The organism is Schaalia odontolytica (assembly GCF_005696695.1).
Lineage (GTDB): Bacteria > Actinomycetota > Actinomycetes > Actinomycetales > Actinomycetaceae > Pauljensenia > Pauljensenia odontolytica_C.
Genome location: NZ_CP040006.1, coordinates 24063 through 47483 on the forward strand (window position 1 = coordinate 24063; position 23421 = coordinate 47483).

A 23421-nucleotide genomic window follows, 5' to 3' on the forward strand; every position below is an offset into this window, starting at 1 on the left:
CGTCTCGAAGCCCGGCCAGGCCCCGCCACCGCCCACCGGCACCGCGGCCAGGCCCTGCCGCCATCCACCGGTGTGGCCGGTGACTCTCGTGAAACCGTCATCACCTTTGCTGGCGCGTGCTCTGTCTCCAGTGAAACCGACGGCACCATTGCTCGACAGAAACACCCGTTTTTGATGCTATGTCTTCGAGCAAAGGCGTCGTGGGTTTCATGGTGGCATCATGAGGCTCCAGCATTGGTGCCCGCGGTTTCACACAACGGCAGGGCGAGCAGTTTCGGCGCGAAAAAGTTCGCCCTGCTCGGCCTGGTGTGGGCGTAAGCGCGAAAAAGTTCGCCCAGCATACGAAAAATGGCCCAAAAATGGTGTTATATGGCGTGCTGGGCGAGTTTTTTCGCGGGCGTGAGCTCGAAGGCCTCGTGTGGGTGGCAGGTGGTCAGTCTCCAGTGTTCAAGCCACCGCGGCACCCGGTGTGACTGGTGTTGTGGGTGCCTGGGGGATGTCGCGAAGGTGGGCAGGAAGCTGTTGCAAACGCAAACCTGTGAGGATGAAGCCGATGACGCCGCGTCCAACGATCTGCATACAGAAGCGCCCGGGGCCGTGGCCCCGGGCGCTCCCGGCAACAACTGAGCTCCGATAACTAGCGGAACAACTTTAGGGCGTTAGGCCCAATCATGAACGGCGCCAAGATCATCGACGAGCCCAGACCCACGCTGAAGCCGGCGATCACGTCGGTCACCCAGTGGACGCCCAGGTACAGGCGAGTCACGCAGATGAAGACGATGAGCGTCAGCGCCGCGGCCCACAGCAGGTAGCGCAGACGGCGACCGACGCGCGTCGTCGTCAGGACCAGCACCAGGGACACGAACAGCGCAGTCACGGCCGTCGCGTGACCCGACGGGAACGAATAGCCGTCCTCGGTGATCAGGCGTAGCGCCTCCTCGGGGCGAGGACGCTCGTACAGGTGCTTGATGATGTAGCTGTTTGCGGCCGAGAACACGACGGAACACAGGATGTACAGGGCGTTCATGACCTTCTTGATGAACCACCACACGGCGCCCGCCACGACCAGCGCCACGACGACCGCGCGCTTGGGGTCGAACAGCCACGAGGCGCCCGTCATGAAGGAGTTCATCGCCGGCGTGCGCGACGCGACGAAGTCAGACCACACCGTGGTGTCGATCGACAGGGGACTCGTGATGAATCCGCCCGCGACGGCGACAGCAGCGACGAGGAGAACCCCGATGATCACGGGGGGAGTCAGGAGGCGACGAGCAATCATAGTGAAATCCTACCGTAGTGTCAGTCGTTGGCGCCGTACTCGTACATCCAGCGCCCGGCCCGGCGTGAGAAGCGCGAATGCTCCCGCATCTGCCCGGATTCGCCAGTCGATGTGTCCCGCCACGAGGCCACGAACGTCACGGTGCCCTCCTCGTCGGAAGGACCCCCGGCCTCGGCCCCCAGGATCTGCAGACCCGTCCACTGCGTCCCCTCCACCCAGTAGGGGGGAGCGGGGCGCGTGCGCGGGTGCCACGTGCGGAACAGGTAGTCCTCGTCGCGCAGCGCGAACGCCGTGTAGCGCGACCGCATGAGCGCCTCAGCGGTCGGAGCTAACTCGCCGTCCAGGTAGCGCCCGCAGCACTGCGCCAGCATCGCCCCCGACCCGCACGGGCAGGTACGAGGCCGGGGCGCGCCAGCGCTCGCAGCGCCGGGGGCAGCGGGGGAGGAGGTCACGCCTGGTCGCCCAGGGAGGCCAGCCAGCGCTCCGCATCCAGGGCCGCACGGCAGCCGGAGCCGGCCGCCGTGATGGCCTGGCGGTACGTGTGGTCTACGGCGTCACCGCAGGCGAAGACGCCCGCGACGGACGTGCGCGTCGACGGCTCGTCGACCGTGATGTAGCCGGCCTCGTCGAGGGCGACCTGGCCACGCAGGAAACCCGTGCGGGGCAGGTGACCGATCGCGACGAACACGCCGTCCACGGCGATCTCACGCGTGGAACCGTCCACCGTGGAGGCGAGGCGCAGGCCGGTCACGGCCTCGTCGCCCAGGACCTCCTCGACGGTCGCGTTCCACTCGAAGGAGATCTTCGGGTTGTTCAGGGCGCGCTCGGCCATGACGCGCGAGGCGCGCAGGGTGTCGCGACGGTGCACGACGACGACCTCGGACGCGAAGTTCGTCAGGAAGGTGGCCTCCTCCATCGCGGAGTCGCCGCCGCCGATGACGGCCAGGCGACGATCCTTGAAGAAGAAGCCGTCGCAGGTTGCGCAGTAGGAGACGCCGCGGCCGGAGAACTCGTCCTCGCCGGGCACGTTCATGTGACGGTACTCCGAGCCGGTGGCCAGGATGACGGCGCGCGCGTAGAAGACCTCGTCCTCGGTCGCCACGGCCTTCACGTCGCCCTCGAGGTTAACGGCGATGACGTCCTCGTAGCGAACGTCCGCGCCGAACTTCTCGGCCTGCTCGCGCATGTTGTCCATGAGCTCGGGGCCCTGAATGCCCTCCGGGAAACCGGGGAAGTTCTCGACCTCGGTCGTGTTCATCAGCGCGCCACCCGCGGCCAGCTGACCGGCCAGCACGATGGGGGCGAGGCCGGCGCGGGCCGTGTAGACCGCGGCCGTGTAGCCGGCCGGACCCGAGCCGACGATGACAACGTCGTGGACGGTGGCGCCCTCGGGCACCTGCGCCGACGGGATCTGCACCTCGGCGGTCTCAGCGGTGGTATCGGTGGATTCGGCCGTCACCAGGCCCGGAATCGTCACGAAAGACATGCGTACCCTCCTTCAGGGTTACTGAACTGTAAGTTCGGAGATCCACGCCCAGTTGCGTCCGTCCTGGCCCTTGGGCATGGAGCGGAACTGCAGCGCGATCGAGTCGGTTTCGACGGCCGCGGGCAGCTGAATCGTCGTCGTCGGAGACAACGCTGACATGGCCAGCTCTGTTCCGCCGCGCGGGTTCGCCGGGTCCGTGACGTTACGCACGACGACCTCGCCGCCGGTCGTCGCCGGATCCATGTTGAGCGTCACCGAGGACACGGTGGCCTTCTGCTGGAGCTTCACGACGATCGTCACGGAGGTCTCGTCGCGGAACTGGTTGTTATCGAACCAGCGCGAGGACCAGGACGTCGACGGGTTTGAGTCGATCATGTTGATCGCGCGGTCCGGGTGGTCGCCGTCGTCGTTGTTCCACGACAGGACCTGCACGGAAGAAATCACGGGGGTCGTGGTCGGGGCCGGCGGGGGCGTCGTCGTGAGCGCGGGGCTGGGCTCCTCGTCAGACTGCTGCTGTGCGACGCCGGCGCGCAGGGACTGGGTGAGATCCAGATCGGTGACCGGTCGGGTGGCCATCCACGGACCCCAGATCGCGCCAAAGAGCACCAGGACGACGCCGAAGATCAGCGCGGGCTTCGTCGGGTCGATGAGCGTGCCGGAGCGCTTGGAGGAGCCCTCCTCGTTTGACGAGGCCGGGGCTGCCTGCGCGGGAGCGGCAGGCATCGGGGGGACGGGGTCCATGACCTCGGTGGCATCCTCGACCGGGGGAGCGGGCACCGCCTCGGGTGCCTGCACGCGCGGGATCTGATGCGTCGAGGGGCCGTCCGTCAGGGGAGCGGGATGGGGGTAGTCCTCGGGGTTGACCTCAGCGCCGCGCTCGTATCCGCTGGCGGCGGGGGCCGGCGGCGGGGGAGCGAGGGGGAACGCGGGGGCCTCAACCTGCGCGGCGTCCGTCTCGTCCGTCACGGGCTCGATGCCGTACTCCGCGAGGGACTCGGGGATCGCCTGTGCCTGCGCGGCCTCCGTGGCCTCGGCAATGTCGTCGACGATGGGCGCGGCCACGGCCTCGGCAACCAGCGGGTTTTCGACGGGTGCCTGCGTCGCGGGGCCGAGGGTCGGGACCTCGGCGGGCGCGGGGGCCGGCGGCATGTCGGCAAGTTCCGCGCCCTCAGCAGCGGCCAGTTCCTCAGCCTCATCGGCTGCGGGGGCCGCGGGAGGCGCGGGGGGCGCGGGGATCGGCGAGGCGGAGAGCACCTCATCAAACGACGGCAGCTTCTCGTCGTCGCCGGTGCGTTCGGGCGTGGGAGCCATCGGTTCCTCCGTCTCGTCGGGTGTGTGTCCCGTCATTATCTCAGCTGGTGCGGGGGTGGGCGTGGAGGACGCTGCCAGGATGTTCACCACAGCGCCGGGCACGCGCAGGCGGGTGAGCAGCGGGCGCATCATGACGGCGGATTCGCCGGGCGCTGCGAAGCGCAGGACCAGGAGGTACACGAGGCCGGTCAGCGCGGACACGAGCGAGAGCTTCACGCCGGCCAGTGCCATGCGGCCCAGCGTCGACGAAATCTCGGTGTGGATGCCCATGAGCCACAGGAGGCCGAAGCCCACGAGGCCAGCGACGATCGCCGCGCCGAGGTAGGACACGTAGGAGCGCAGCAGGCCCGCGCGGTCGACGTAGCGGTTCTCGCGCGACACCCACACGACCGCGATAATGCCCTGGGTCAGGCGGCACACGGTCTCGCCGAGCGCGGCCGCGACGACCCACCAGCGGGCGCCGGTCAGGGCGTACATCGACCAGCCCACGATCACCTGGAGGATCGTGGGACCAATGCCCATGAGGAACACGGGCTTGACGTCCTCGTAGGCGAAGAAGACGCGCTGGCTCATGAGGACCATGCCGGTCGAGGCGACACCGGGCATGAGCGAAGCGAGAACGAGGGCGTAGCCGGTCACGGCCTCGGGATCCCCGCCCTTGGCCGCCATCGCGATCTCCATCATGGGGATGGAACCGGCCATCAGCATGGCTGCGGCGACGAGGGTCAGCGATGTAATAGTGCGCACGCCCAGGTGGTAGTTGTCGGCCACCGCGCGGTCGTCGCCGTCGGCGACGGCGCCCGCCATGCGGGTGAAGATCGCGGTCGTCAGCGACACCGTGATGAGTGACTGGGGCACCATGAAGATCATGAACGCCGTCGAGTAGGCGAGGATGCCGACGACGCCGCCCTGAGCGCCGTTGCGGCCGATGAAACCGTCGGCCATGGCAGCGAGGTTGTTCGTGGACAGGACGCCGACCTGGGACACGCCCAGGGTCGCGAACGTCCATCCGGCCACGCGCGGCATCGACCCGAAAGAGGTTCCGCGGAAGTGGAAGTCCGGCTTGAAGGAGACTCCCGCCCGACGCATCGGCCACAGCAGGCACAGGGCCTGGCAGATGACGCCGAGGGTCGCGGATCCGGCGAGGACCCAGAACTGCGCGCCCGTCAGGTCGCCCGCGGGAATGCCGCCGTCCGGTGCGCCGCCCCAGATGGCGAGGAAAGCGCCGAGGCCCGCGATGCCCACGACGTTGTTGACGACGGGCGCCCACATGTAGGGCCCGAAGATCTCGCGCGCGTTGAGGAGCTCGCCGAGCAGGTTATACAGGCCGTAGAAGAACAGCTGCGGCAGGCACAGGAGGGCAAAGAGAATCGCGAGGTTGCGAATGTCCTCGGTGTAGCCCGCAGCCGTGATCATCACCAGGACGGGGGCGAGCACCATCGTCGCGAACGTGACGAGGAAGAGCAGGGTTCCCGCGAGGGTCAGCAGGCGGTTGACGTAGGTGTCACCGTCGTGGCGGCGCTTGATGGCGCCGACGATCTGCGGGACCAGGACGGCGTCGAAGATGCCGGAGGCCAGCAGGTTGAAGACCGTGTTGGGCAGCGTGTTCGCGGTCTGGAACGCGGCACCGACACCGCCGGCGGTCGCGCCGACCGCGGCGATGAGCATCGCGTTGCGCACGAAGCCGAGGATGCGCGACACCATGGTGCCCGACGCCATGAGCGCCGATGCCCTCAGGATCGATCGGCGAGGCGTGTTCGAGCTCATGGGGTCTCCTTCGTCGTTGCTGTCTCGGATTCAGTGGTGATGTCTGTCGTGTCGGTGTCGCCGGATGCGGCCCGCGCCTTGCGTGCGGCCCTCTTGCGCAGTGAACGCGTGATGCCGACCAGGAAGAGCAGGCCGAAGAGCGAGGCGATGACGGCCGTGATCGCATCCTCCCACCCGGCGCGCATGCGCACGGTCACGGTCTGGGAGTCGTCGAGGACGAGGCCGTCGGGTGTGGTGACCTTGTACGTGACCTCGATGTCGCCACTGCCGATCGCGCCCACGGGCACCTCAACCGTCGTCGCGCCCTGCGCGGCGAGCGTCTGGGATTGGGCGGGGGTGGCGCGCAGACGCGGGTCGTCGGGCACGAGGGTCACGTCGACGCGCACCGGCCAGGGCAGGTTATTGCGCACGAGGACAGGGAAGTTCGCTGATTTGTTAATGAGGTTGACGGCCGAGGAGGGCTCGACGGTCACGGCGGAGAGCATGGTCGTGACCTGCGAGGTGACGGCAGTCGCCGCGTCGAGCTGCTCGGAGGGGGTGAGCTGCGCGGACAGAGCCGGGAGAATCTGGGGGGTGACCGAGGCGTACACCGCGTCGGCGTCGTCCGTCGCCTTCGCCAGCGGTGTGAGCATGGTCAGGGACGAGGCCATGGCCGAGATCGCGGTCTCCGTGTCGGCCTCGAGGACGCCGGCCCCGACGGTCTGGCGGTCGATGTCGGTGGGTTCACTGGCGGCCATCTCGCTGAAGGACATGGCGCTCACCCAGCGTGGCGAGAACAGGGCTTTTGTGCGGCCGGTGAGCCGCTCGTTGATGACGGTTCCGCGCTGGGCCGCAGCGAAAATGGTGCGCGAGGAGGCTGGGCGCTCGCGGGTGATGATCGCGGTGATTGCGGTGAGGGCCTGTTCGGCGTCGAGCTCGTCGCCGCCGGATGCGTTCCACGACAGGAGCGCCGCGATGTCGCTCTGCTGGGCGAGGGTGCGTGCGCCCGTCCCGTCCGTCGAGGTCTCGCCGGTGGCGGGGTCGACGTTGACGCGCGCGTAGGAGGTGAAGGGAACGTCTTCGGAGGGGGTCAGGGTGCCGACCGGAGCGATCGTGATCTGCTGCGAGGAGGCGAAACCCGACAGGAATGACGTGCCGAAGGTCGTGTCCGCAGGCCAGGCGACGTTACGCAGGATCGAGGGCCCGGAGTCGGGCGCGGAGGTCGTCGTGGTGGACTGGCCGGCGGTGTTCGTGGATGCGCTCGGCGTGGGCGTGGCCTCGGGTGTCCCGGAGGGGGAGGGCGTGGCCGAGGCCGACGGGCTCGGGCTGGCCGGAGAGTTGGCGGGTGCGACCCACCCGGCCTTGCGCAGCGTGTCGGGGAAGTCGGCCATCGAGCGCGAGGCGCGGTCCCAGAAGCCGGTGTTGCCCGATAGCGACAGGGCACCGAGGTCGGCATCTCCCTCGGGCAGGGCGATGATCTCGGTCGCGTTCGACAGGAGCGCCGCGACGAAGGCCTCGGACTGGAGGTCACGCGCGCGCTGCGCTGGGTCCGTGGCCGTGGGGGCGGGCGTCGGGGTGGGGGACGCGCTCGGCGAGGCCGAGGGGGCACCGGACTGACCCGATTCCGCGTCGGACTGGCCGGACTGGGCGGGGTCAGATCCGGATTGGCCCGCGTCGGCCGAAGGGGAAGCCGAAGGGGAAGCCGAAGGAGAAGCCGAAGGAGAAGCCGAAGGGGTCGGCGTGGCCGTGGGCTGCGGGCCGCGAGGGATCAGCAGCGGGTCGACGGCCAGGGTGACGCCGCTGGCGGAGGCGAGGCTGAGGACCGCCGAGCGTTCGCCCTGGTCCTGGGTGGCGCTCGTTGATGTCCAGGGGATCACGGTGCTCACGCGCGAGGCGGAGACCTGCGCGCCCGAGTCCCACACGATGATCGATCGGTCCTTGCCCGAGTATTCGCCGGAGGTCGCAGTCACGGTTGTGACGCGCGGGCCCCACTCATCGGCGTCCGTGAGAGGCAGCGAGGACGTGGGAATGTGGATCTCGAAGGAAGTCGTGGCTCCTCGGGCGACGTCCGTGAGCGAGGAGGAGGCCGCGTGGGTGGCGTCCGGCTCGTCATCGGAGAGGGCGGTCGTCAGCGCGGGGACAGAAATCGGGGTCTCGTTGGCGACGAACACCTCGAGGGAGATATTCGCGAGCGTCGTCGGCGAATCGTTACGGACCGTTCCAGAGATAACGAGTTCGTTTTCATCTGTGATGATTCGAGGCGACAGCGAGTTAATGGAAACAGATAGAGCAGAATCCTCTGAGACCGTACCCATGACGGCGGGGCGCGACTCGTCCGACTGCGAGGTCACGGTGGGCGCCGGGGCGGCCCCGGCCTCGCCGAGACCGAGGCCGAAGGGAAGAGCCATCGCCGCGCACAGGACGCCAGCCGTCAGCGCGCGCCTAGTCACGGCCATCCCGATACAGCAGGTCCAGGGCGATGCGCACGATGCGACGCTCGTTGGGGTAGGCCAGCTGGCGCGACACGTCGCGCAGCGGCACCCACGCGGCCTCCTCGGCCTCGTGATCCGGATCCCCATCGACGGAGATCGTGCCGGACTCGTACCCCATCAGGTAGTGGTGGACGACCTTGTGGACGCGGCGGTCGTTGCCGGAGAACCAGTAGTCGATCGACGCGAGGTGGCGGATGATGCGCCCGTGGATGCCGGTTTCCTCGGCGACCTCGCGCAGCGCGGCCTGCTGGGGGGTCTCGGAACCCTCGAGGTGGCCCTTGGGCAGGCACCACTCGATGCGACCCGCTCGATTGCGTCGCGCGATCAACGCCGCATAGGGAATTCCGTCACGCACGTCGACGACGATGCCGCCCGCGCTGGTTTCCGCGGAAATCGGCAGGTGAGAGCGGCCAGCGCGCACAGAAGCGGACCGACGCGGGGGTCGGGGCACCCCGCCTCGGCGGTCAACTGGACGTGCAGGCATGACTCCACTTTAGCCGGTACGCGGCCCCCGGTAGTCGGCCAGGGTGCTTTCCTGGCATGCTTAAGGGCGATGAGTACCCAGTCAACTTCCCCGAATAACGGCCCCGTGACCGCGCAAAACGCCGGAACGACGGACATTCCTACCCTCATGGCGAACGCCACGAGGACGTTTGCGGCGCTCCCGCCCGCGATTATGGAACTCGGCACGATTTTTGACGAGGCCGGGGAGGAGCTCGCGCTCGTCGGCGGGCCCGTGCGTGACGCGTTCTTGGGAGTTACTCCGCACGACTTTGACATGACGACCTCCGCGCGCCCCGAGCGCACCGAGGAGCTCCTGGCGAAGTGGGGCAACGCGACCTGGGACATCGGCAAGGAGTTCGGCACGATCGGCGGGCGCCGCGGCGACCTGGTCGTCGAGGTGACGACCTACCGCACCGACGAGTACGAGATCGGCTCGCGCAAGCCCGAGGTGACCTTCGGCGACACCCTCGAGGGTGACCTGACGCGCCGCGACTTCACGGTCAACGCGATGGCGATGCGCCTGCCGCAGATGGCCCTCGTCGACCCGTGCGGCGGCCTGGCCGACCTCGCGGACGGCAACCTGCGCACCCCCGTGTCCGCCGAGCAGTCCTTCGACGACGACCCGCTGCGCATCATGCGCGCCGCGCGTTTCTCCGCGCAGCTGGGCCTCGACGTCGACATGGACGTCATGAACGCGATGGAGACCATGGCCTCGCGCCTGGAGATCGTCTCCGCCGAGCGCATTCGCGCCGAGCTCGAGCGCCTCATCATTTCGCCCTACCCGCGCCGCGGCATCGAGCTGATGGTGCACACGGGCGTCGCCGACATTGTCCTGCCCGAGGTCGCCGGCCTCGTCTCCACGGTGGACGAGCACAAGCGCCACAAGGACGTCTACGAGCACACCCTCACCGTCGTTGAGCAGGCGATGGACCTGGAGACCGGCCCGGACGGCGCCGTGCCCGCACCTGACTTCATCCTGCGTTTCGCCGCCCTCATGCACGACGTCGGCAAGCCGGCGACCCGCCGCTTCGAGCCGAACGGCACCGTCTCCTTCCACCACCACGAGATCGTGGGCGCGAAGATGACGCGCAAGCGCATGAAGGCCCTGCACTTCGACAAGGCGACGATCGAGGCCGTCTCCACCCTGGTCGCGCTGCACCTGCGCTTCCACGGCTACGGCGAGGCCGCCTGGTCCGACTCGGCGGTGCGCCGCTACGTGGCCGACGCGGGCGACCTCCTTGAGCGCCTCCACCGCCTCACTCGCGCGGACTGCACGACCCGCAACCGCCGCAAGGCCAACTACCTGTCCGCCGCCTACGACGACCTCGAGGCGCGCATCGCCGCCCTGCGTGAGCAGGAGGAGCTGGACGCGATCCGCCCCGACCTCGACGGCGACCAGATCATGGAGATCCTCGGGCTGCGCCCCTCGCGCGCCGTGAAGATCGCCCGCGACTACCTGCTCGAGCTGCGCATGGAGCGCGGACCGCTGGGCGAGGAGGCCGCCCGTCAGGCGCTTCTCGACTGGTGGGCGTCGGACGACGTGCGTGCCCTCGCCGAGGAGTACCAGGCCCAGCAGGCCCACTGGGAGGCCAAGGTCGCGGAAAAGAAAGCCCGCAAGGCCGCCGCGAAGGCCGCCCGCGAGGCCCAGGGGCAGTAAGAAGGGGCGCGGGGCGACAATCGTCACGCCCGCGCATGGTGCACCCCCGGCCATGCCGCCGTACTCTGGGAATAATTCAACTTTTTGTTAGGAGAGTTATCGCATGAGCACGTTCACCCCCGAGAAGGCATCGGCCGACATCGGCGTGTACGGCCTGGGAGTCATGGGCGCAAACCTCGCCCGCAACCTGGCCCGCAACGGCTACGCGACCGCCGTCTTCAACAGGACCCCGGCTCGCACCGAGAAGCTCATGGCGGAGCACGGCGACGAAGCGACCTTCGTTCCCGCGTCCACGCTGGAAGACTTCGTCGCGTCCCTGCGCGCGCCCCGCGTCGCCATCATGATGGTCCAGGCCGGCCCCTCGACGGACGCCGTCATGGAGCAGCTCGCCGATCTCATGGACGAAGGCGACATCATCGTCGACTGCGGTAACTCCCTGTTCACCGACACGATCCGCCGCGAAAAGTGGGCCGCCGAGCGCGGCCTGCACTTCGTGGGCGCGGGCGTCTCCGGCGGCGAGGAGGGTGCCCTGTGGGGTCCCTCCATCATGCCCGGCGGCACCCCGGCCTCGTACGACCGCCTCGGCCCCATGTTCGAGGCCATCGCCGGCACCTACGACGGCGTGCCCTGCTGCACGTACATCGGCGCGAACGGCGCCGGCCACTTCGTGAAGATGGTGCACAACGGCATCGAGTACGCCGACATGCAGGTCATCGCCGAGGCGTACACGCTCCTGCGTGAGGGCCTGGGTGCGACGCCTGCCGAAATCGCGGACATCTTCGCCGCCTGGAACGAGGGCGAACTCAACTCCTACCTCATGGAGATCACCGTCGAGGTCCTGCGCCAGGTGGACGCCGAGACCGGCAAGCCCCTTGTCGACCTCATCGTGGACGCCGCCTCGCAGAAGGGCACCGGCAAGTGGACGGTCCAGACCGCCCTCGACCTGGCCGTCCCCGTCACCGCGATCGGCGAGGCGACCTTCGCGCGCGGCGCGTCCTCCGAGCCTGCCCAGCGCGCGGCCGGCCAGGCGCTCGCGGGCAACGCTAGCGCCCTCGTCATCGAGTCGGACGAGGCCCGGGCCGCGTTCATCGAGGACGTGCGCCAGGCGCTGTTCGCCTCCAAGATCGTCGCTTACTCGCAGGGCTTCGACGAGATCGAGGCCGGCGCGAAGGAATACGAGTGGGGCATCGACAAGGGCGCCCTGGCTCGCATCTGGCGCGCGGGCTGCATCATCCGCGCGGCCTTCCTCGACGACATCACCCGCGCCTACGAGGCCGACCCCGACCTGCCGCTGCTGCTGGCCGCCGAGCCGTTCGCGACGCGCTTCCAGGAGTGCACGCCCGCGCTGCGTCGCGTCGTCTCCCAGGCGGCCCTCGCAGGTGTTCCGATTCCGGTGTTCGCCTCGTCCCTGGCCTACTTCGACCAGATTCGCGCGACGCGCCTGCCGGCGGCCCTCATCCAGGGTCAGCGTGACTTCTTCGGCTCCCACACCTACCACCGGGTAGACAAGGAGGGTGTCTTCCACACCCTGTGGGCTGTCGATGGTCGTCCCGAGGAACAGTGGTCCTGATCTGAGATTGCGGCGGAAGCTGCACGAGGGGGTGGGTGCGCGGCACCCACCCCTTTGTGTTGCAGCCCATACTTTGGGGTTCTTTCAGGAAACCTGGTTAATCTAGGGGTATACCAATCCGCTGAAAGGGCGAATACGTGGCTACTAACAACGGACAGTCTGACTGGAACGACATCATCGAGCCTGGCGGCTCCGGCACGTCAGGGCGGGATTCGCTGCCCTCGCGACGTGCGGCGCGCGCCGCGGCCGGATCGCATGCATCCCGGAAGGCTGCCAAGGCCTCGTCGGCCGGTAAGAAGGGCCCGGCGAAGAAGAAGCACCGGTGGGCCAAGCGCATCGGCTTCTCAATTCTGACCGTCTTCCTGGGCGTGTTCATCGCGGGCATGGCGATGTTCCTGTACCTCTACAACACGCTGACCGTGCCCGCGCCGGATGACCTGGCGCTCGCGCAGAAGACCACGGTCTACTACGCCGACGGCACGACCGAGATGGGTACCCTGGGTGACATCAACCGTCAGATCATCGACACGACGACGCTTCCCGACTACGTGTCGAAGTCGATCGTGGCCTCCGAGGATCGCACGTTCTACACGAACTCGGGTGTTGACCTGAAGGGCATTTTCCGCGCCCTCGTCAACAACCTGCGCGGCGGCGCCCGCCAGGGTGGTTCGACGCTGACCCAGCAGTACGTGGAGCGCTACTACATCGGCGAGACCACGTCCTACACGGGCAAGCTTAAGGAAGCCGTCCTGGCTATCAAGATCAACCGTGAGAAGTCCAAGGACGAGGTCATCGGTGCCTACATGAACACGATCTATTTCGGTCGTGGCGCGTACGGCATCGACGCGGCCGCCCAGGCGTACTTCGGCCACGGCGCTTCTCAGCTGACCCTGTCCGAGTCGGCGCTCCTCGCGGCCGTCATCCCCGCGCCCTCCGCGTGGGACCCCGCCGTCAACCCCGACAAGGCGAAGGAGCGCTGGGAGCGCGACCTGAACCTCATGGTCGAGGACGGCTGGATCACACAGGCAGACAAGGACGCCGCGGTGTTCCCCGACACCATCGACCCCGACACGCTCAATAGGGCCTCGATGACCGGCACGAACGGCTACCTGATGGCCCAGGTCAAGCAGGAGCTGATCGCTTCCGGCCAGTTCGACGAGGACAAGATCAGCCAGGGTGGCCTGCGCATCACCTCTACGATCGTCAAGGAGCACCAGGAGCAGGCCGTCGCGGCCGCCGAGGGCATGAACGAGGTCGAGGGCTGGGATCCGACGCACCAGCATGTGGCTCTGTCCTCCATGGACCCGGCGACGGGCGAGATCCTCGCCGAGTACGCGGGCGCGGATTACGAGAAGCGCCAGCAGAACGCCGTCACGCAGGACATCGCGATGGCCGGCTCGTCCTTCAAGCCGTTCGCCCTGCTGGCGAACGCGCGCCTGGGTGGCACGGTCTACGACACGTACTCGGGCAAGTCCCCCCAGTATTTCCGAGGCATGGGCACCCCCATCTCGAACGACGGCGGCTACTCCTTCGGTAACGTCACCCTCGTGAAGGCGACCGCGTACTCGATGAACACGGTGTTCGTGGGCCTGAACGACGATGTTGAGCCGGAGAATACGCTCAAGGCCGCCATTGACGCGGGCATCCCCGAGGACACGGTGGGTCTGAACGACGAGCTGCTCAACGTCCTGGGCCCCTCCTCGCCGCACAACATCGACCTGACAACCGCCTACTCGACGATCGCGAACGGTGGCGAGCGCGTTACCGCCCACATCGTCAAGAAGGTTGAGGACTCGAACGGCAAGCTGCTCTACAGCGGCGACGTGGCCCCCAAGCGCGTCTTTGACGTCGAGGAAGTCTCTTCGATCATGCCGGCCCTCGAGGCCGTCACGAAGGGCGAGGGCACGGCCGCCAACGTCGATGCGTCGATCGCGCGACTGACGACGGCCGGCAAGACCGGTACCTCCTCGGACCAGCTCTCCGCCCAGTTCGTGGGCTTCGTGCCCGGCATGGTGACCGCCGTGTCGATGTACCAGTCCGACGACGCCGGTAACTCGGTGCCCCTGGATGACGTGGGTGGCCTCGATCAGTTCCACGGCGGCGACTGGCCGGTCGACGTGTGGATCGACTACATGAAGCCGGCGACCGCGAACCTCCCGGGCGACGACTTCCCCTGGAAGGTCGAGTCCAACCGCAAGGCCCACAACAACGCGCCCACGCCCGCGCCGAGCGCGACGACCGAGGCCCCGCAGTCCGCTGCTGAGCCCACCGAGACGCCTACCCCCACCGAGACGCCCTCCGCCGAGCCCACCGAGAATTCGGAGAACGGCGGCAATGGTTCCAACAACGGCAACGGCGGGAATAACAACGGCGGCAATAACAACGGCAACGGCGGGAATAACAACGGCGGCAATGGTTCCAACAACGGCAACGGCGGGAACAATAACGGCGGCAATAACAACGGCAACAACAATGGCGGCCGAAGAAACTAGCCGCGCGTCCTAGCGCCGATGTTGCGGGCCCCGAGGAGCATCCTCGGGGCCCGCAGTGCGTTCACAGCGGAGTATGCGTACGCGGATAGGAAACGACGATCCGGATAGGTTACGAACATCTGGATAGGTTAATAACCTATCCACAAGCGAATAACCTATCCGGATGCGCACAACCTATCCAGATGTGAGCGTATGTGCTCCCGTCGTGTGCCCTCCGTTGCCGCGCTCATAATGGGATGAGCAATGACGTGTCGTAGACGAACGTCAGATCTTGCATGCACAGCAAAAGGGGTGGCCCCCGCTCGCATGAGCGGGGGCCACCCCTTCAATCAGCATTCAACCGATGCGTGAAGCCTTCACTTCGCGGCGGAAACGCGGACCTTGAGGTTCGCGGACACCTCGGGGTGCAGGCCGACGGTCACCGTGTAGTCGCCAACGGCCTTGATGGGCGAGGCGATGATGACGCGACGACGATCGATGGTCTGGCCCAGCTGCTCCTTGACCGCGTCAGCGATCGCAGCAGCGGAGACGGCGCCGAACAGGCGGCCGGAGTTGCCAACCTTGCCGGAGATCTCGACAACGGCACCCTGGAGGGCGTCGCGCACGGCGCGAGCGTCGTCGATCGTGGCGATCTCGTGGCGGCGACGAGCAGCGGCGATCTGGTCGATCTGCTTCTGCGCGCCGGCGGTCCACTTGGCGGCGAAGCCGCGGGGGACCAGGTAGTTGCGGGCGTAGCCAGCCTTGACCTCGACGACCTCGCCGGCGTGGCCGAGGTTGGGGACGTCGTGGGTGAGGATCAGTTTCGTGGTAGCCATATCAGCTGTGTCCTTCCCTTATCAGCGGCCGGTCGTGGAGTAGGGCAGCAGAGCCATCTCACGCGCGTTCTTGACGGCGCGAGCGATCTTGCGCTGCTCCTGGGTGGAAACACCGGTCACGCGGCGGGCGCGGATCTTGCCGCGGTCCGAGATGAACTTACGCAGCAGAGCGGTGTCCTTGTAGTCGATCTTTTCGATCTTGGCCGACTTCAGCGGGTTGGCCTTCTTCTTGATGGGCTTGTTGCGAAGTTGGGGCTTCGCCATGATGGTCTCCTAGTGAATCCGGGCGGACTGTGCCGCCCCAAGCGTGTTGTCTTCGACGTGGCGCTTTCCGGCGTAGGTGCCGGGGCGCTCGACTTTAGAACGGGGGCTCGTCGCCGAAGGAGGTGGCGCCGCCAGCGGGGGCGGAGCGCCACGGGTCCTCGGGGGAGCCGCCGGTCGGTGCGCCGTAGTTGGCGCCACCCTGGCCATATCCACCCTGGCCGCCGCCGTAACCGCCGCCCTGCTGGGGCGCGCCCTGCTGGCCGCGGTTGTCGGACTGGTAGCCGCCGCCACCGGAGGGGGCGGTGCGGGTGACCTGCGCGCGTGCGCGGCGCAGGGAGGGGCCGACCTCGTCGACCTGCAGCTCAACGACCGTGCGACGTTCACCCTGCTGGGTGTCGTACGAGCGCTGGGTGAGGCGACCCTGAACGATGACGCGCATGCCCTTGCGCAGCGACTCGGCGACGTTCTCAGCGGTCTCGCGCCACACGGAGCAGCGCATGAAGAGGGTGTCGCCGTCGCGCCACTCACCGGCGTTACGGTCGTAGGTTCGGGGGGTGGAGGCCACCGTGAAATCGGCGACCGCGGCGCCGGACTGCGTCCAACGCAGTTCGGGGTCAGCGGTCAGGTTACCGATGACAGTGATGACGGTATCTCCGGCCATGTCGGCTCCTCGGGCTTAGAGGGTGTGGTGTCGGCTCAGTGAGCGTCGGGGCGCAGGAGCTTCGTACGGAGAATGGTCTCGTCGATGCCCATGCGGCGGTTGATCTCGAGAGCGACCTCGGGGGTCGTGGTCATGTCGATGACGACGTAGATGCCCTCAGAACGCTTGAGGATGTCGTAAGCAAGGCGGCGCTTGCCCCAGACGTCAACGTTCTCGACGGATCCGCCGTTGGCAGCCACGGGTGCCAGGTACTTCTCCATCATGGGGGCGACGGTGCGCTCGTCGATCGAAGGATCGAGGATCACCATCAGTTCGTAGTTACGCACGTTGGTTCCCACCTCCTATGGTCTTTACGGTCACGGACGGTCCGTGACAGGAGGGCGTTGCGTATGGCCCGTGAGGGCCTGCTGGACCGGCCGCGGGTGCGGATAGTCCAGCTACCCACTTTACACGGGTGGCAGCGTCTTCGCTAGGGCGTTTCCGGTCACGATTGGGCTCCTCGGGACGAGGCCCGGGTACACCCCGCCGGGACGCCGACCCCCGCGTGGAACCGGGGGTGCGCACGAGGCCGGCCCCGGCCTCGTCGATCGACTACAGCGAGCGGGCGCCGAGCCAGTTGGTGAGGGCCCGCATGCCCGTGTAGACGGCCGAGTAGGCGAGCCAGACCATTGCGAGCGCCAGGGACGGGCGAGCGGTGAGGGTGGCGGAGTGGGCGATGACCCACAGGAGGGGCGCGTAGACGACCAGGTTGACGATGCCGGCGACGGCCAGGTAGCGGCCTCGGCCCGCGCCGATGAGCACGCCGTCAAGGAGGAACACGTAGCCGGCGACCGGCTGGAAGAGCGCGCCGACGATGATGGCGACGGTCGCGTAGTCGATGACGGTCTGGTCGGTCGTGAAGATGCGCGTGATCCAGGGCGCGGTGATCGCTAGGACGACGCCGACTGCGACGCCGAAGCCGATGCCCCAGCGCGACAGCGTGCGCAGGAGGGGGCGCATCGCGCCGCGCTCTCCGGTGCCGGTCGTGAATCCGGCGAGCGCCTGGGCGGCGATCGCGAGCGCGTCGAGCACGTAGGCGGCGAACGTCCACAGGGTCCACACGATCTGGTGGGCGGCCAGGGCCTGGGTGGAGATCGCAGTGACCGCGCTCAGGGTCGCGAGGAGGGCGACGCGCAGCGCGAGGGTGCGTACGAGCAGAGGCGCGCCCTCGAGCGCTGCGCCGAACAGGCCGTCCGTGGAGGGACGCAGGCTCACGCCCTCGCGCCGGGCCGCGCGCACGATCATCCACCCGAGGAAAGCCGCCATGAGCGTCTGCGTGATCGCGGTGCCCAGGCCTGAACCCGCCACCCCCAGGTTGAGGGGGTACATGAGCACCCAGTTGGCCACCGCGTTGAAGGCCGCGCCCACGGACGCCGCGATCAGCGGGGTGCGGGTGTCCTGCAACCCGCGCAGGGTGCCGGTGGCTGCCAGGACGACGAACATGCCGACGAGGCCGGGCGCGGAGGCGCGCAGGTAGGCCAGGGCGTGCGGCATCGTCGCAGCGTCGGCCCCCAGCCAGGTGAGCAGGGGAGAGGCGAAGACGGCCAGGAGGATCGCGGCGAGGGCGCCAAGGCCTCCCGCCAGCCACATGGCCTCGACCCCCGAGCGGATCGCAAGGTCCCGTCGCCCGGCCCCCAGGTGGCGGCCCGCCAGGGAGGTCGTCGAGTAGGCGAGGAAGATGAAGAGCCCGACCGCCGTGTTCAGCACGGTCGACGCGATGCCCAGGCCCGCCAGCTGCGGGGTGCCCAGATGGCCCACCATCGTGGAGTCGATGACGGTGAACAGCGGCTCCGCGATCAGGGCCCCCAGGGAGGGCAGCGCGAGCGCCAAGATCATCCGCGTGGTGATCGTCGGGGTCGACGAGGCCGGGTCCCCCTCACGCTTCGCGGGTGAGGTCGGGTCGCTGGGTCCCTGTGTGCTCGTCATGACACTCCGATTCTTTTCCACAATGTGTGCACAGGCCTGTGGAAAGCCGTGCATTGGGAAATTCTAGATGGCTCAATGAATGACAATGATGTGACTGTGATGAGGATATCTGCCCTGACAGATCGGTCATTTCGCGTTGTGCACAGGCGTCGTCGGCGTTGTGCACAGGTTATCCACGATATGTGCACATGCCCGTGCACAGCGTCGGTCGCGCAATCTCCTACAACGCGTTAGTCTTCGCCTGAAGGCTCTCTATCCACAGGGCTTCAGGCCGCGCTCGCGGCACTCAGCCCGGCCCCGGCCTCGTCCCTACACGCCCGCGCACCCGAGAGGATCACGATGTCCGACGACCAGTTCGACCGCGTCCCGCCGCAGGACATCGACGCGGAGATGAGCGTCCTCGGATCGATGATGCTGACGACCGAGGCCGCCAACATCGTCTCCGAGATGCTGCGCGGGCAGGACTTCTACCAGCCCAGCCACGAGACGATCTTCGACACCATCGTCGAGCTCAACGGCCGCGCGGAACCCGCCGACGCGATCACCGTCGCCGGCGAACTCAAGCGCGCTGGCGTCCTGTCGAAGGTGGGCGGCGCCGCCTACCTGCACACCCTCATCGCCTCCGTGCCCACCGCCGCGAACGCCGCCTACTACGCGCGCATCGTGCGCGAACGCGCCATCATGCGACGACTCGTCACCGCGGGCACGCGCGTCGTCCAGCTCGGCTACGCGGATGCCGGCGGCGACGTCGACGAGATCGTCGACCAAGCCCAGGCCGAGGTCTACGCCGTCTCCGACGGGCGCGAAACCACTGACTACGTGTCCATGACGCAGATGAGCTCGGACATCCTCAACGCCCTCGAAGACATCGAGAAGAACCAGGGCAAGCTCAACGGCGTGCCCACCGGCTTCACCGACCTCGACGAACTCACCCAGGGCCTGCACGGCGGCCAGATGATCATCGTCGCCGCCCGACCCGCCATGGGTAAGTCCACGCTCGCCCTGGATTTCTGCCGATCGGCGTCCATGAAGCACGGCATCACGTCGCTGATCTTCTCGCTGGAAATGAGCTCGCAGGAAATCGCGATGCGTATGCTCTCCGCCGAGTCCGGCGTGCGCCTGTCCAAGATGCAGGCCGGCAAAATGAGCGACGTCGACTGGCGCAAGGTTGCCGAAACCACCTCGCGCATGAGCGAGGCGCCCCTGTACGTCGACGACTCCGCGAACATCACCATCTCCGAGATCCGCTCGAAGTGCCGCCGCCTCAAGCAGCAGGAAAACCTGGGCCTCGTCGTCATCGACTACCTCCAGCTGATGACGAGCGGCCGTCAGGTCGAGTCGCGTCAGCAGGAAGTCTCCGCGATGTCGCGAAACCTCAAGCTCCTGGCCAAGGACCTCGACATCCCGGTCATCGCCGTCGCGCAGCTGAACCGTAACTCTGAGGGCCGCACCGACCGTAAGCCCATGATGAGCGACCTGCGTGAATCCGGCTCGCTCGAGCAGGACGCCGACATCATTATCCTGCTGCACCGCCCCGACTACTACGACAAGGAAGATCGCCCCGGCGAGGCCGACATCATCGTCGCCAAGCACCGCGCCGGCGCGACCGCGACCGTCACCGCCCTCTTCCAGGGCGACATGGCGCGCTTCGTCAACTACACCGGACGCCCCGAGCCCGGCGGCGGAGAGTAAGGGCTGGTTTACCCGGCCGCTGGTGTTGCTGGCCCCGCCTGTGCTTTGTGGGGCCGGGCTGCTTGGTGTGCCCGTGGGCGGCGGCCCGCCCGCGAGCCGTCCGCGCCGCGAGCTTCGCTCGGCGCGTCGTCTCGAAGCCCGGCCAGGCCCCGCCACCGCCCACGGGCACCGCAGCCAGGCCCCGCGCCTCGAAGCCCTCCCGTGCCCTCCGGTCCCTCTGGCGCCCTCCACACCGGCGGCACTTGTGTCGCTTGGACTAGCATGGCCAAGCCCCGCTGCCGCCCACGGGCACCGCAGTCTGTCCCTCCGGACCCTCCGGTGCCCTCCACACCGGCGGCGCTGTGTCACTGTGCGTGGATAGCACGCTCACCGCTCCCCCTAGCAATTTCGCACGTAATTCCCCTGAGACTATTTCAGAATTTGAATTGTGTTCGTTGGTATTTCAACGTTTTTGAGTGTTGTTGAGGGTCTGGTCCGATCGAATTACGTGCGAGTTTCTGAGGAGTCGGCATGTGGCTGAGCGCGGCGCGGTCGTCTGAAACCGGTGTCGCCTTTGCGGGCCGGCGAGGTGGGCCAGTTGAAACCGGTGTCGCCTTTGCGGGTGAGAAATGTGCGTTTTTGTTGTGTTTTTCGGTCGCAGAGGTGTCGTCGGTTTCAACGGGTGCTGTTCAGGGGCGCGCAGTGGTGACGGCGGTTTCATGCTGGCCTGCAGCAGCGGTCGCAGTGGTGGCGGTGGTTGCACCATCGCGACGTCACCGCGTCCAGTGCGCGAAAAAGTTCGCCCTGCGTGGCCTGTTGTCGGCCTGAGCGTGACAAAATTCGCCCAGCGCACGAAAAATGCCCCAAAATCGGCGGTTTGTGGCGTGCTGGGCGAGTTTTGTACCGGGTTGGCCCAAGAATGCCCAGTGCTGGGCGAGTTTTGTACCGGTCTGGCATTCCCGGGGCTCCCGCCGTTTCCGACGTAGCCCGACCTTCCATGCGTGCCCGGCCTCAGTCCTGGTGACCCGCGCGCGCCAGGCGCTTGGCGCGAATCGAGGAAAGCAGCCAGTCGGCGCTCAGGCAGCTCAGCGCCACCCACACGACGCCCATCGCGATCCAGCGGAACGTCGGAACGGTCTCGTGGAAGATGAACACCGCGACGAGGAGCTGCAGGGTTGGCCCCAGGTACTGCAGGAAGCCCATCGTCCCCAGGGTCAGGCCCCTCGCCGCCGAGGCGAACATGATGAGGGGGATCATCGTCAACGCACCCGCGCCCACCAGGAGCGCCAGGTGAACCACCCAGGACACCCCGGAGCCGTCGGAAGAAGCGATCGTATGGAAAGACGTGGAGGATGTGGCCGCCAGGTAGGCGTAGTAGCCGAGCAGGACGGGCGAGACTGCGGCCGTCTCGATCGCCATGCCCGCGAGCGGGTCGACGCGTGCGGCCACGTCCTTCTTCACGAGGGAATACAAGCCGAACGTCAGAGCGAGCGTGAGGGAGACGATGGGGACTGAACGCTGGCCGATCACGAGGATGACGACGGCGACGACGCCGAGGGCCAGGGCCACTTTCTGGATCGGCGTGACGCGCTCGCGCAGCACGATGAGGCCCAGCGCGATCGTCACGAGGGGGTTGATGAAGTAGCCGACCGCCGCGTCGGTTGTGTGGCCGGCGAGGACCGCGTACACGTACACCGACCAGTTGACGACGACGAGCGCGCCCGCGACCGCGAGGCGCCACAGGGCTCCCCGGTCGGCGATCAGCGCGCGGATCTTTCCCAGCGAACCCGTCACAGCGAGCGCGACCAGGCAGAAGAACAGGCCCCACACCGCGCGGTGAACGATGACCTCAACGGCGCCGGCGGGGGAGAGCAGTGAGAAGTACAGGGGGAAGAATCCCCAGATCACGTAGCAGGAAACGCCGAGGGCGAGTGCGCGTGGTTCGTTCTTCTGGGTGCTCATGCACCCAGTGTATGAACATCGTGTGGGCAGACGCCGCCGCGGGAACGGCCGTGATCACCTGGCGAGAAAGCGTGAGGGGCCGCGTCGTCCCCCGAAATAAGGGCGGTCTCGTCGATACCGAGGACCACGCCGAGGGCCTCCAGATAGCGTTCCTGCTGGCTCTCCTCGCCCGCCCGGCGCGCCATGACGGTCGGGTTGTGGATGAGGCGCGCGGCCAGGTGACGCAGTGCTCGGGCCGCGTCGTCGGTCGAGAGGGGAGCGTCTCCGAGATGATCGATCTCCTCCTCAACGATGCGGAAAACGCGTGAGCGCAGGTGTCGCACGACCGGGTCCATGGATCGGGCGCCGAGGCCGCGCTCGAAGGAGGAGACCTCCTCGTCGATGATGGCGCGGGCGCGCGTCAGCGCGTCAGCATCGGCGGCGGGGACCGACGCCTGGATGGTCGGCAGGTCGATGAGAGTGACGTTCGGGAGCGAGGCGACAGAGCTTTCGGTGTCGCGCATGAGGGCGAGGTCCAGGACCACGGTTGGCCCGGCCTGGGCGGCCATGTCGCGAGTCAGGACGGGGCTTCCCAGCCCTCGGCACGTCACCACGAGGTCGGCGCATTCCAGAGCAGAGGGCAGGTCTGCGGCATCAACCCAGCCGATGCCTCGTCCCTCGGCGAATTCGCGTGCGCGCCCAGACGTCGAGTAGACGGACACATCCGATGCGCCGAGTGCGTGCAGGGCGCTGACGGTCGCGCCCGCGTACGCGCCCGTGCCGACGATGAGCACGCGCGTGTCATCCCACGCGCTCAGGTGACGGAAGGCCATGTCGAGGCCGACGGCGACGACGGATCGTCCAGCCCCGGCCAGTCCGGTCTCGGTGGCGACGCGGCGGGAGGTGGCCGAGGCTCGCTCGGCGGCGCGCCCCAGGTCGCAGCTGAGGGTCCCGTCCTCCCAGGCTGTGCGCGCGGCGCGGCGCATTTGCCCGGCGATTTCGCGCTCGCCGATGACCATGGACTCCAGTCCCGCCGCCGTTGAAAACAGATCGACGAGGCCGTCGCGACCCCACAGGTGCCGCAGGCGCACGTCCTCGCGCGGCGCGTGCGAGGCGGTGGCGAGCTCCCGCTCAACCGCGTCCTTCAGCGTGTGGGGGTCGGACGAGGCAGGAGCGTCGATGTAGATGGTGACGCGATTGCAGGTGCGCAGGACCATGACTCCGCGAGCGTGCGGAAGCGCGCGCATGAGGGTAGGACCCAGGTCGTCCGCGCTGGAGAGCCGGGCGATGTCGTCGAGGGGGGTGTAGCGGTGGTCCGCGGAGAGCACATGAATAGTCACAACGCGTCCATTTAAGGGCACGGGGGAAGCGCAGGCAGAGGAGCGAAGCCATTTATGTTGGTGACGCCGTGTCATTTCGGCATATGAGCGAAATAAATGGCGTTCTCCCGCGGATAAATGGATGTAAAGGCACGTAAATCCAAGCATTTGCGACGTGTGAGAAATTGTCTTGAACTAAACTGGAAAACGACGGAAATGCGCGAATTAACGCATGAAAACATCATTAA

General features: G+C 67.5%; 17 protein-coding genes. 4 read left to right on the top strand and 13 right to left on the bottom strand.

What is annotated here, in order from left to right; translation table 11 throughout:
- Positions 1–637 precede the first annotated feature (637 nt).
- The 6 genes from FBF35_RS00075 to FBF35_RS00100 are packed head-to-tail and all read right to left on the bottom strand — an operon-like array spanning position 638 to position 8735.
- Positions 638–1279: a phosphatase PAP2 family protein gene (locus FBF35_RS00075; RefSeq protein WP_060566065.1), complete on the bottom strand. Its 642-nt coding sequence runs from the start codon at positions 1277–1279 to the stop codon at positions 638–640.
- Between the two features lie 20 nt (positions 1280–1299).
- On the bottom strand, positions 1300–1731 hold the full coding sequence (locus FBF35_RS00080) for a YchJ family protein (RefSeq protein ID WP_060566066.1): 432 nt from the start codon (positions 1729–1731) through the stop codon (positions 1300–1302).
- Complete coding sequence (gene trxB, locus FBF35_RS00085) at positions 1728–2765, bottom strand: thioredoxin-disulfide reductase (RefSeq protein ID WP_060566067.1); 1038 nt, start codon at positions 2763–2765, stop codon at positions 1728–1730. Before trxB ends, FBF35_RS00080 begins: the two co-directional genes overlap by 4 nt.
- An 18-nt stretch (positions 2766–2783) precedes the next feature.
- Positions 2784–5843, bottom strand: coding sequence for a murein biosynthesis integral membrane protein MurJ (murJ, locus tag FBF35_RS00090; RefSeq protein WP_060566068.1), 3060 nt, complete (start codon positions 5841–5843; stop codon positions 2784–2786).
- Complete coding sequence (locus FBF35_RS00095) at positions 5840–8278, bottom strand: DUF6049 family protein (protein ID WP_060566069.1); 2439 nt, start codon at positions 8276–8278, stop codon at positions 5840–5842. The genes murJ and FBF35_RS00095 overlap by 4 nt, the downstream gene beginning before the upstream one ends.
- Positions 8265–8735 carry an NUDIX hydrolase gene (locus tag FBF35_RS00100; protein ID WP_003791425.1) on the bottom strand — a complete coding sequence of 157 codons (471 nt, stop codon included), beginning with the start codon at positions 8733–8735 and terminating at the stop codon, positions 8265–8267. Before FBF35_RS00100 ends, FBF35_RS00095 begins: the two co-directional genes overlap by 14 nt.
- A 210-nt stretch (positions 8736–8945) precedes the next feature.
- Between FBF35_RS00100 and FBF35_RS00105 the strand changes: the two genes are divergently transcribed.
- The 3 genes from FBF35_RS00105 to FBF35_RS00115 all read left to right on the top strand — a co-directional run bounded on the left by FBF35_RS00105 (position 8946) and on the right by FBF35_RS00115 (position 14537).
- Positions 8946–10475: a CCA tRNA nucleotidyltransferase gene (locus FBF35_RS00105; protein ID WP_060566413.1), complete on the top strand. Its 1530-nt coding sequence runs from the start codon at positions 8946–8948 to the stop codon at positions 10473–10475.
- Between the two features lie 103 nt (positions 10476–10578).
- Positions 10579–12045 (top strand): NADP-dependent phosphogluconate dehydrogenase, encoded by a 1467-nt coding sequence (gndA, locus tag FBF35_RS00110; RefSeq protein WP_060566070.1) that lies wholly within the window; start codon positions 10579–10581, stop codon positions 12043–12045.
- Between the two features lie 137 nt (positions 12046–12182).
- Complete coding sequence (locus tag FBF35_RS00115; RefSeq protein ID WP_060566071.1) at positions 12183–14537, top strand: transglycosylase domain-containing protein; 2355 nt, start codon at positions 12183–12185, stop codon at positions 14535–14537.
- A 356-nt stretch (positions 14538–14893) separates the two neighbouring features.
- Here FBF35_RS00115 and rplI read toward each other — a convergent pair whose 3' ends face one another.
- From rplI to FBF35_RS00140, 5 genes are all read right to left on the bottom strand, one after another.
- Positions 14894–15352 carry a 50S ribosomal protein L9 gene (rplI, locus tag FBF35_RS00120; protein WP_007589133.1) on the bottom strand — a complete coding sequence of 153 codons (459 nt, stop codon included), beginning with the start codon at positions 15350–15352 and terminating at the stop codon, positions 14894–14896.
- A gap of 21 nt (positions 15353–15373) precedes the next feature.
- The gene (gene rpsR / locus FBF35_RS00125) at positions 15374–15616 is read right to left on the bottom strand and encodes a 30S ribosomal protein S18 (protein WP_003791435.1); all 243 of its coding nucleotides are present in this window, start codon (positions 15614–15616) and stop codon (positions 15374–15376) included.
- 94 nt (positions 15617–15710) lie between these two features.
- Positions 15711–16277 carry a single-stranded DNA-binding protein gene (locus FBF35_RS00130; protein ID WP_003791437.1) on the bottom strand — a complete coding sequence of 189 codons (567 nt, stop codon included), beginning with the start codon at positions 16275–16277 and terminating at the stop codon, positions 15711–15713.
- Positions 16278–16312: 35 nt separating this feature from the next.
- On the bottom strand, positions 16313–16603 hold the full coding sequence (gene rpsF / locus FBF35_RS00135) for a 30S ribosomal protein S6 (protein ID WP_007589137.1): 291 nt from the start codon (positions 16601–16603) through the stop codon (positions 16313–16315).
- 265 nt (positions 16604–16868) lie between these two features.
- On the bottom strand, positions 16869–18242 hold the full coding sequence (locus FBF35_RS00140) for an MATE family efflux transporter (protein ID WP_060566072.1): 1374 nt from the start codon (positions 18240–18242) through the stop codon (positions 16869–16871).
- A 339-nt stretch (positions 18243–18581) separates the two neighbouring features.
- On the opposite strand from FBF35_RS00140, the gene dnaB reads away from it, so the two are divergent.
- Complete coding sequence (gene dnaB / locus FBF35_RS00145) at positions 18582–19934, top strand: replicative DNA helicase (protein ID WP_003791442.1); 1353 nt, start codon at positions 18582–18584, stop codon at positions 19932–19934.
- A 990-nt stretch (positions 19935–20924) separates the two neighbouring features.
- On the opposite strand, the gene rarD is transcribed toward dnaB, so the two are convergent.
- Both rarD and FBF35_RS00160 read right to left on the bottom strand, forming a co-directional pair.
- Positions 20925–21875: an EamA family transporter RarD gene (gene rarD, locus FBF35_RS00155; protein WP_060566073.1), complete on the bottom strand. Its 951-nt coding sequence runs from the start codon at positions 21873–21875 to the stop codon at positions 20925–20927.
- On the bottom strand, positions 21872–23194 hold the full coding sequence (locus FBF35_RS00160; RefSeq protein ID WP_060566074.1) for a glutamyl-tRNA reductase: 1323 nt from the start codon (positions 23192–23194) through the stop codon (positions 21872–21874). The genes rarD and FBF35_RS00160 overlap by 4 nt, the downstream gene beginning before the upstream one ends.
- Between the last annotated feature and the right edge of the window lie 227 nt (positions 23195–23421).

Coding starts and splice junctions, on each gene's coding strand:
- FBF35_RS00075 (WP_060566065.1), bottom strand. CDS start 1,279: ATGATTGCTCGTCGCCTCCTGACTCCCCCCGTGATCATCGGGGTTCTC.
- trxB (WP_060566067.1), bottom strand. CDS start 2,765: ATGTCTTTCGTGACGATTCCGGGCCTGGTGACGGCCGAATCCACCGAT.
- murJ (WP_060566068.1), bottom strand. CDS start 5,843: ATGAGCTCGAACACGCCTCGCCGATCGATCCTGAGGGCATCGGCGCTC.
- FBF35_RS00095 (WP_060566069.1), bottom strand. CDS start 8,278: ATGGCCGTGACTAGGCGCGCGCTGACGGCTGGCGTCCTGTGCGCGGCG.
- FBF35_RS00105 (WP_060566413.1), top strand. CDS start 8,946: ATGGCGAACGCCACGAGGACGTTTGCGGCGCTCCCGCCCGCGATTATG.
- gndA (WP_060566070.1), top strand. CDS start 10,579: ATGAGCACGTTCACCCCCGAGAAGGCATCGGCCGACATCGGCGTGTAC.
- rplI (WP_007589133.1), bottom strand. CDS start 15,352: ATGGCTACCACGAAACTGATCCTCACCCACGACGTCCCCAACCTCGGC.
- rpsR (WP_003791435.1), bottom strand. CDS start 15,616: ATGGCGAAGCCCCAACTTCGCAACAAGCCCATCAAGAAGAAGGCCAAC.
- FBF35_RS00130 (WP_003791437.1), bottom strand. CDS start 16,277: ATGGCCGGAGATACCGTCATCACTGTCATCGGTAACCTGACCGCTGAC.
- FBF35_RS00140 (WP_060566072.1), bottom strand. CDS start 18,242: ATGACGAGCACACAGGGACCCAGCGACCCGACCTCACCCGCGAAGCGT.
- dnaB (WP_003791442.1), top strand. CDS start 18,582: ATGTCCGACGACCAGTTCGACCGCGTCCCGCCGCAGGACATCGACGCG.
- rarD (WP_060566073.1), bottom strand. CDS start 21,875: ATGAGCACCCAGAAGAACGAACCACGCGCACTCGCCCTCGGCGTTTCC.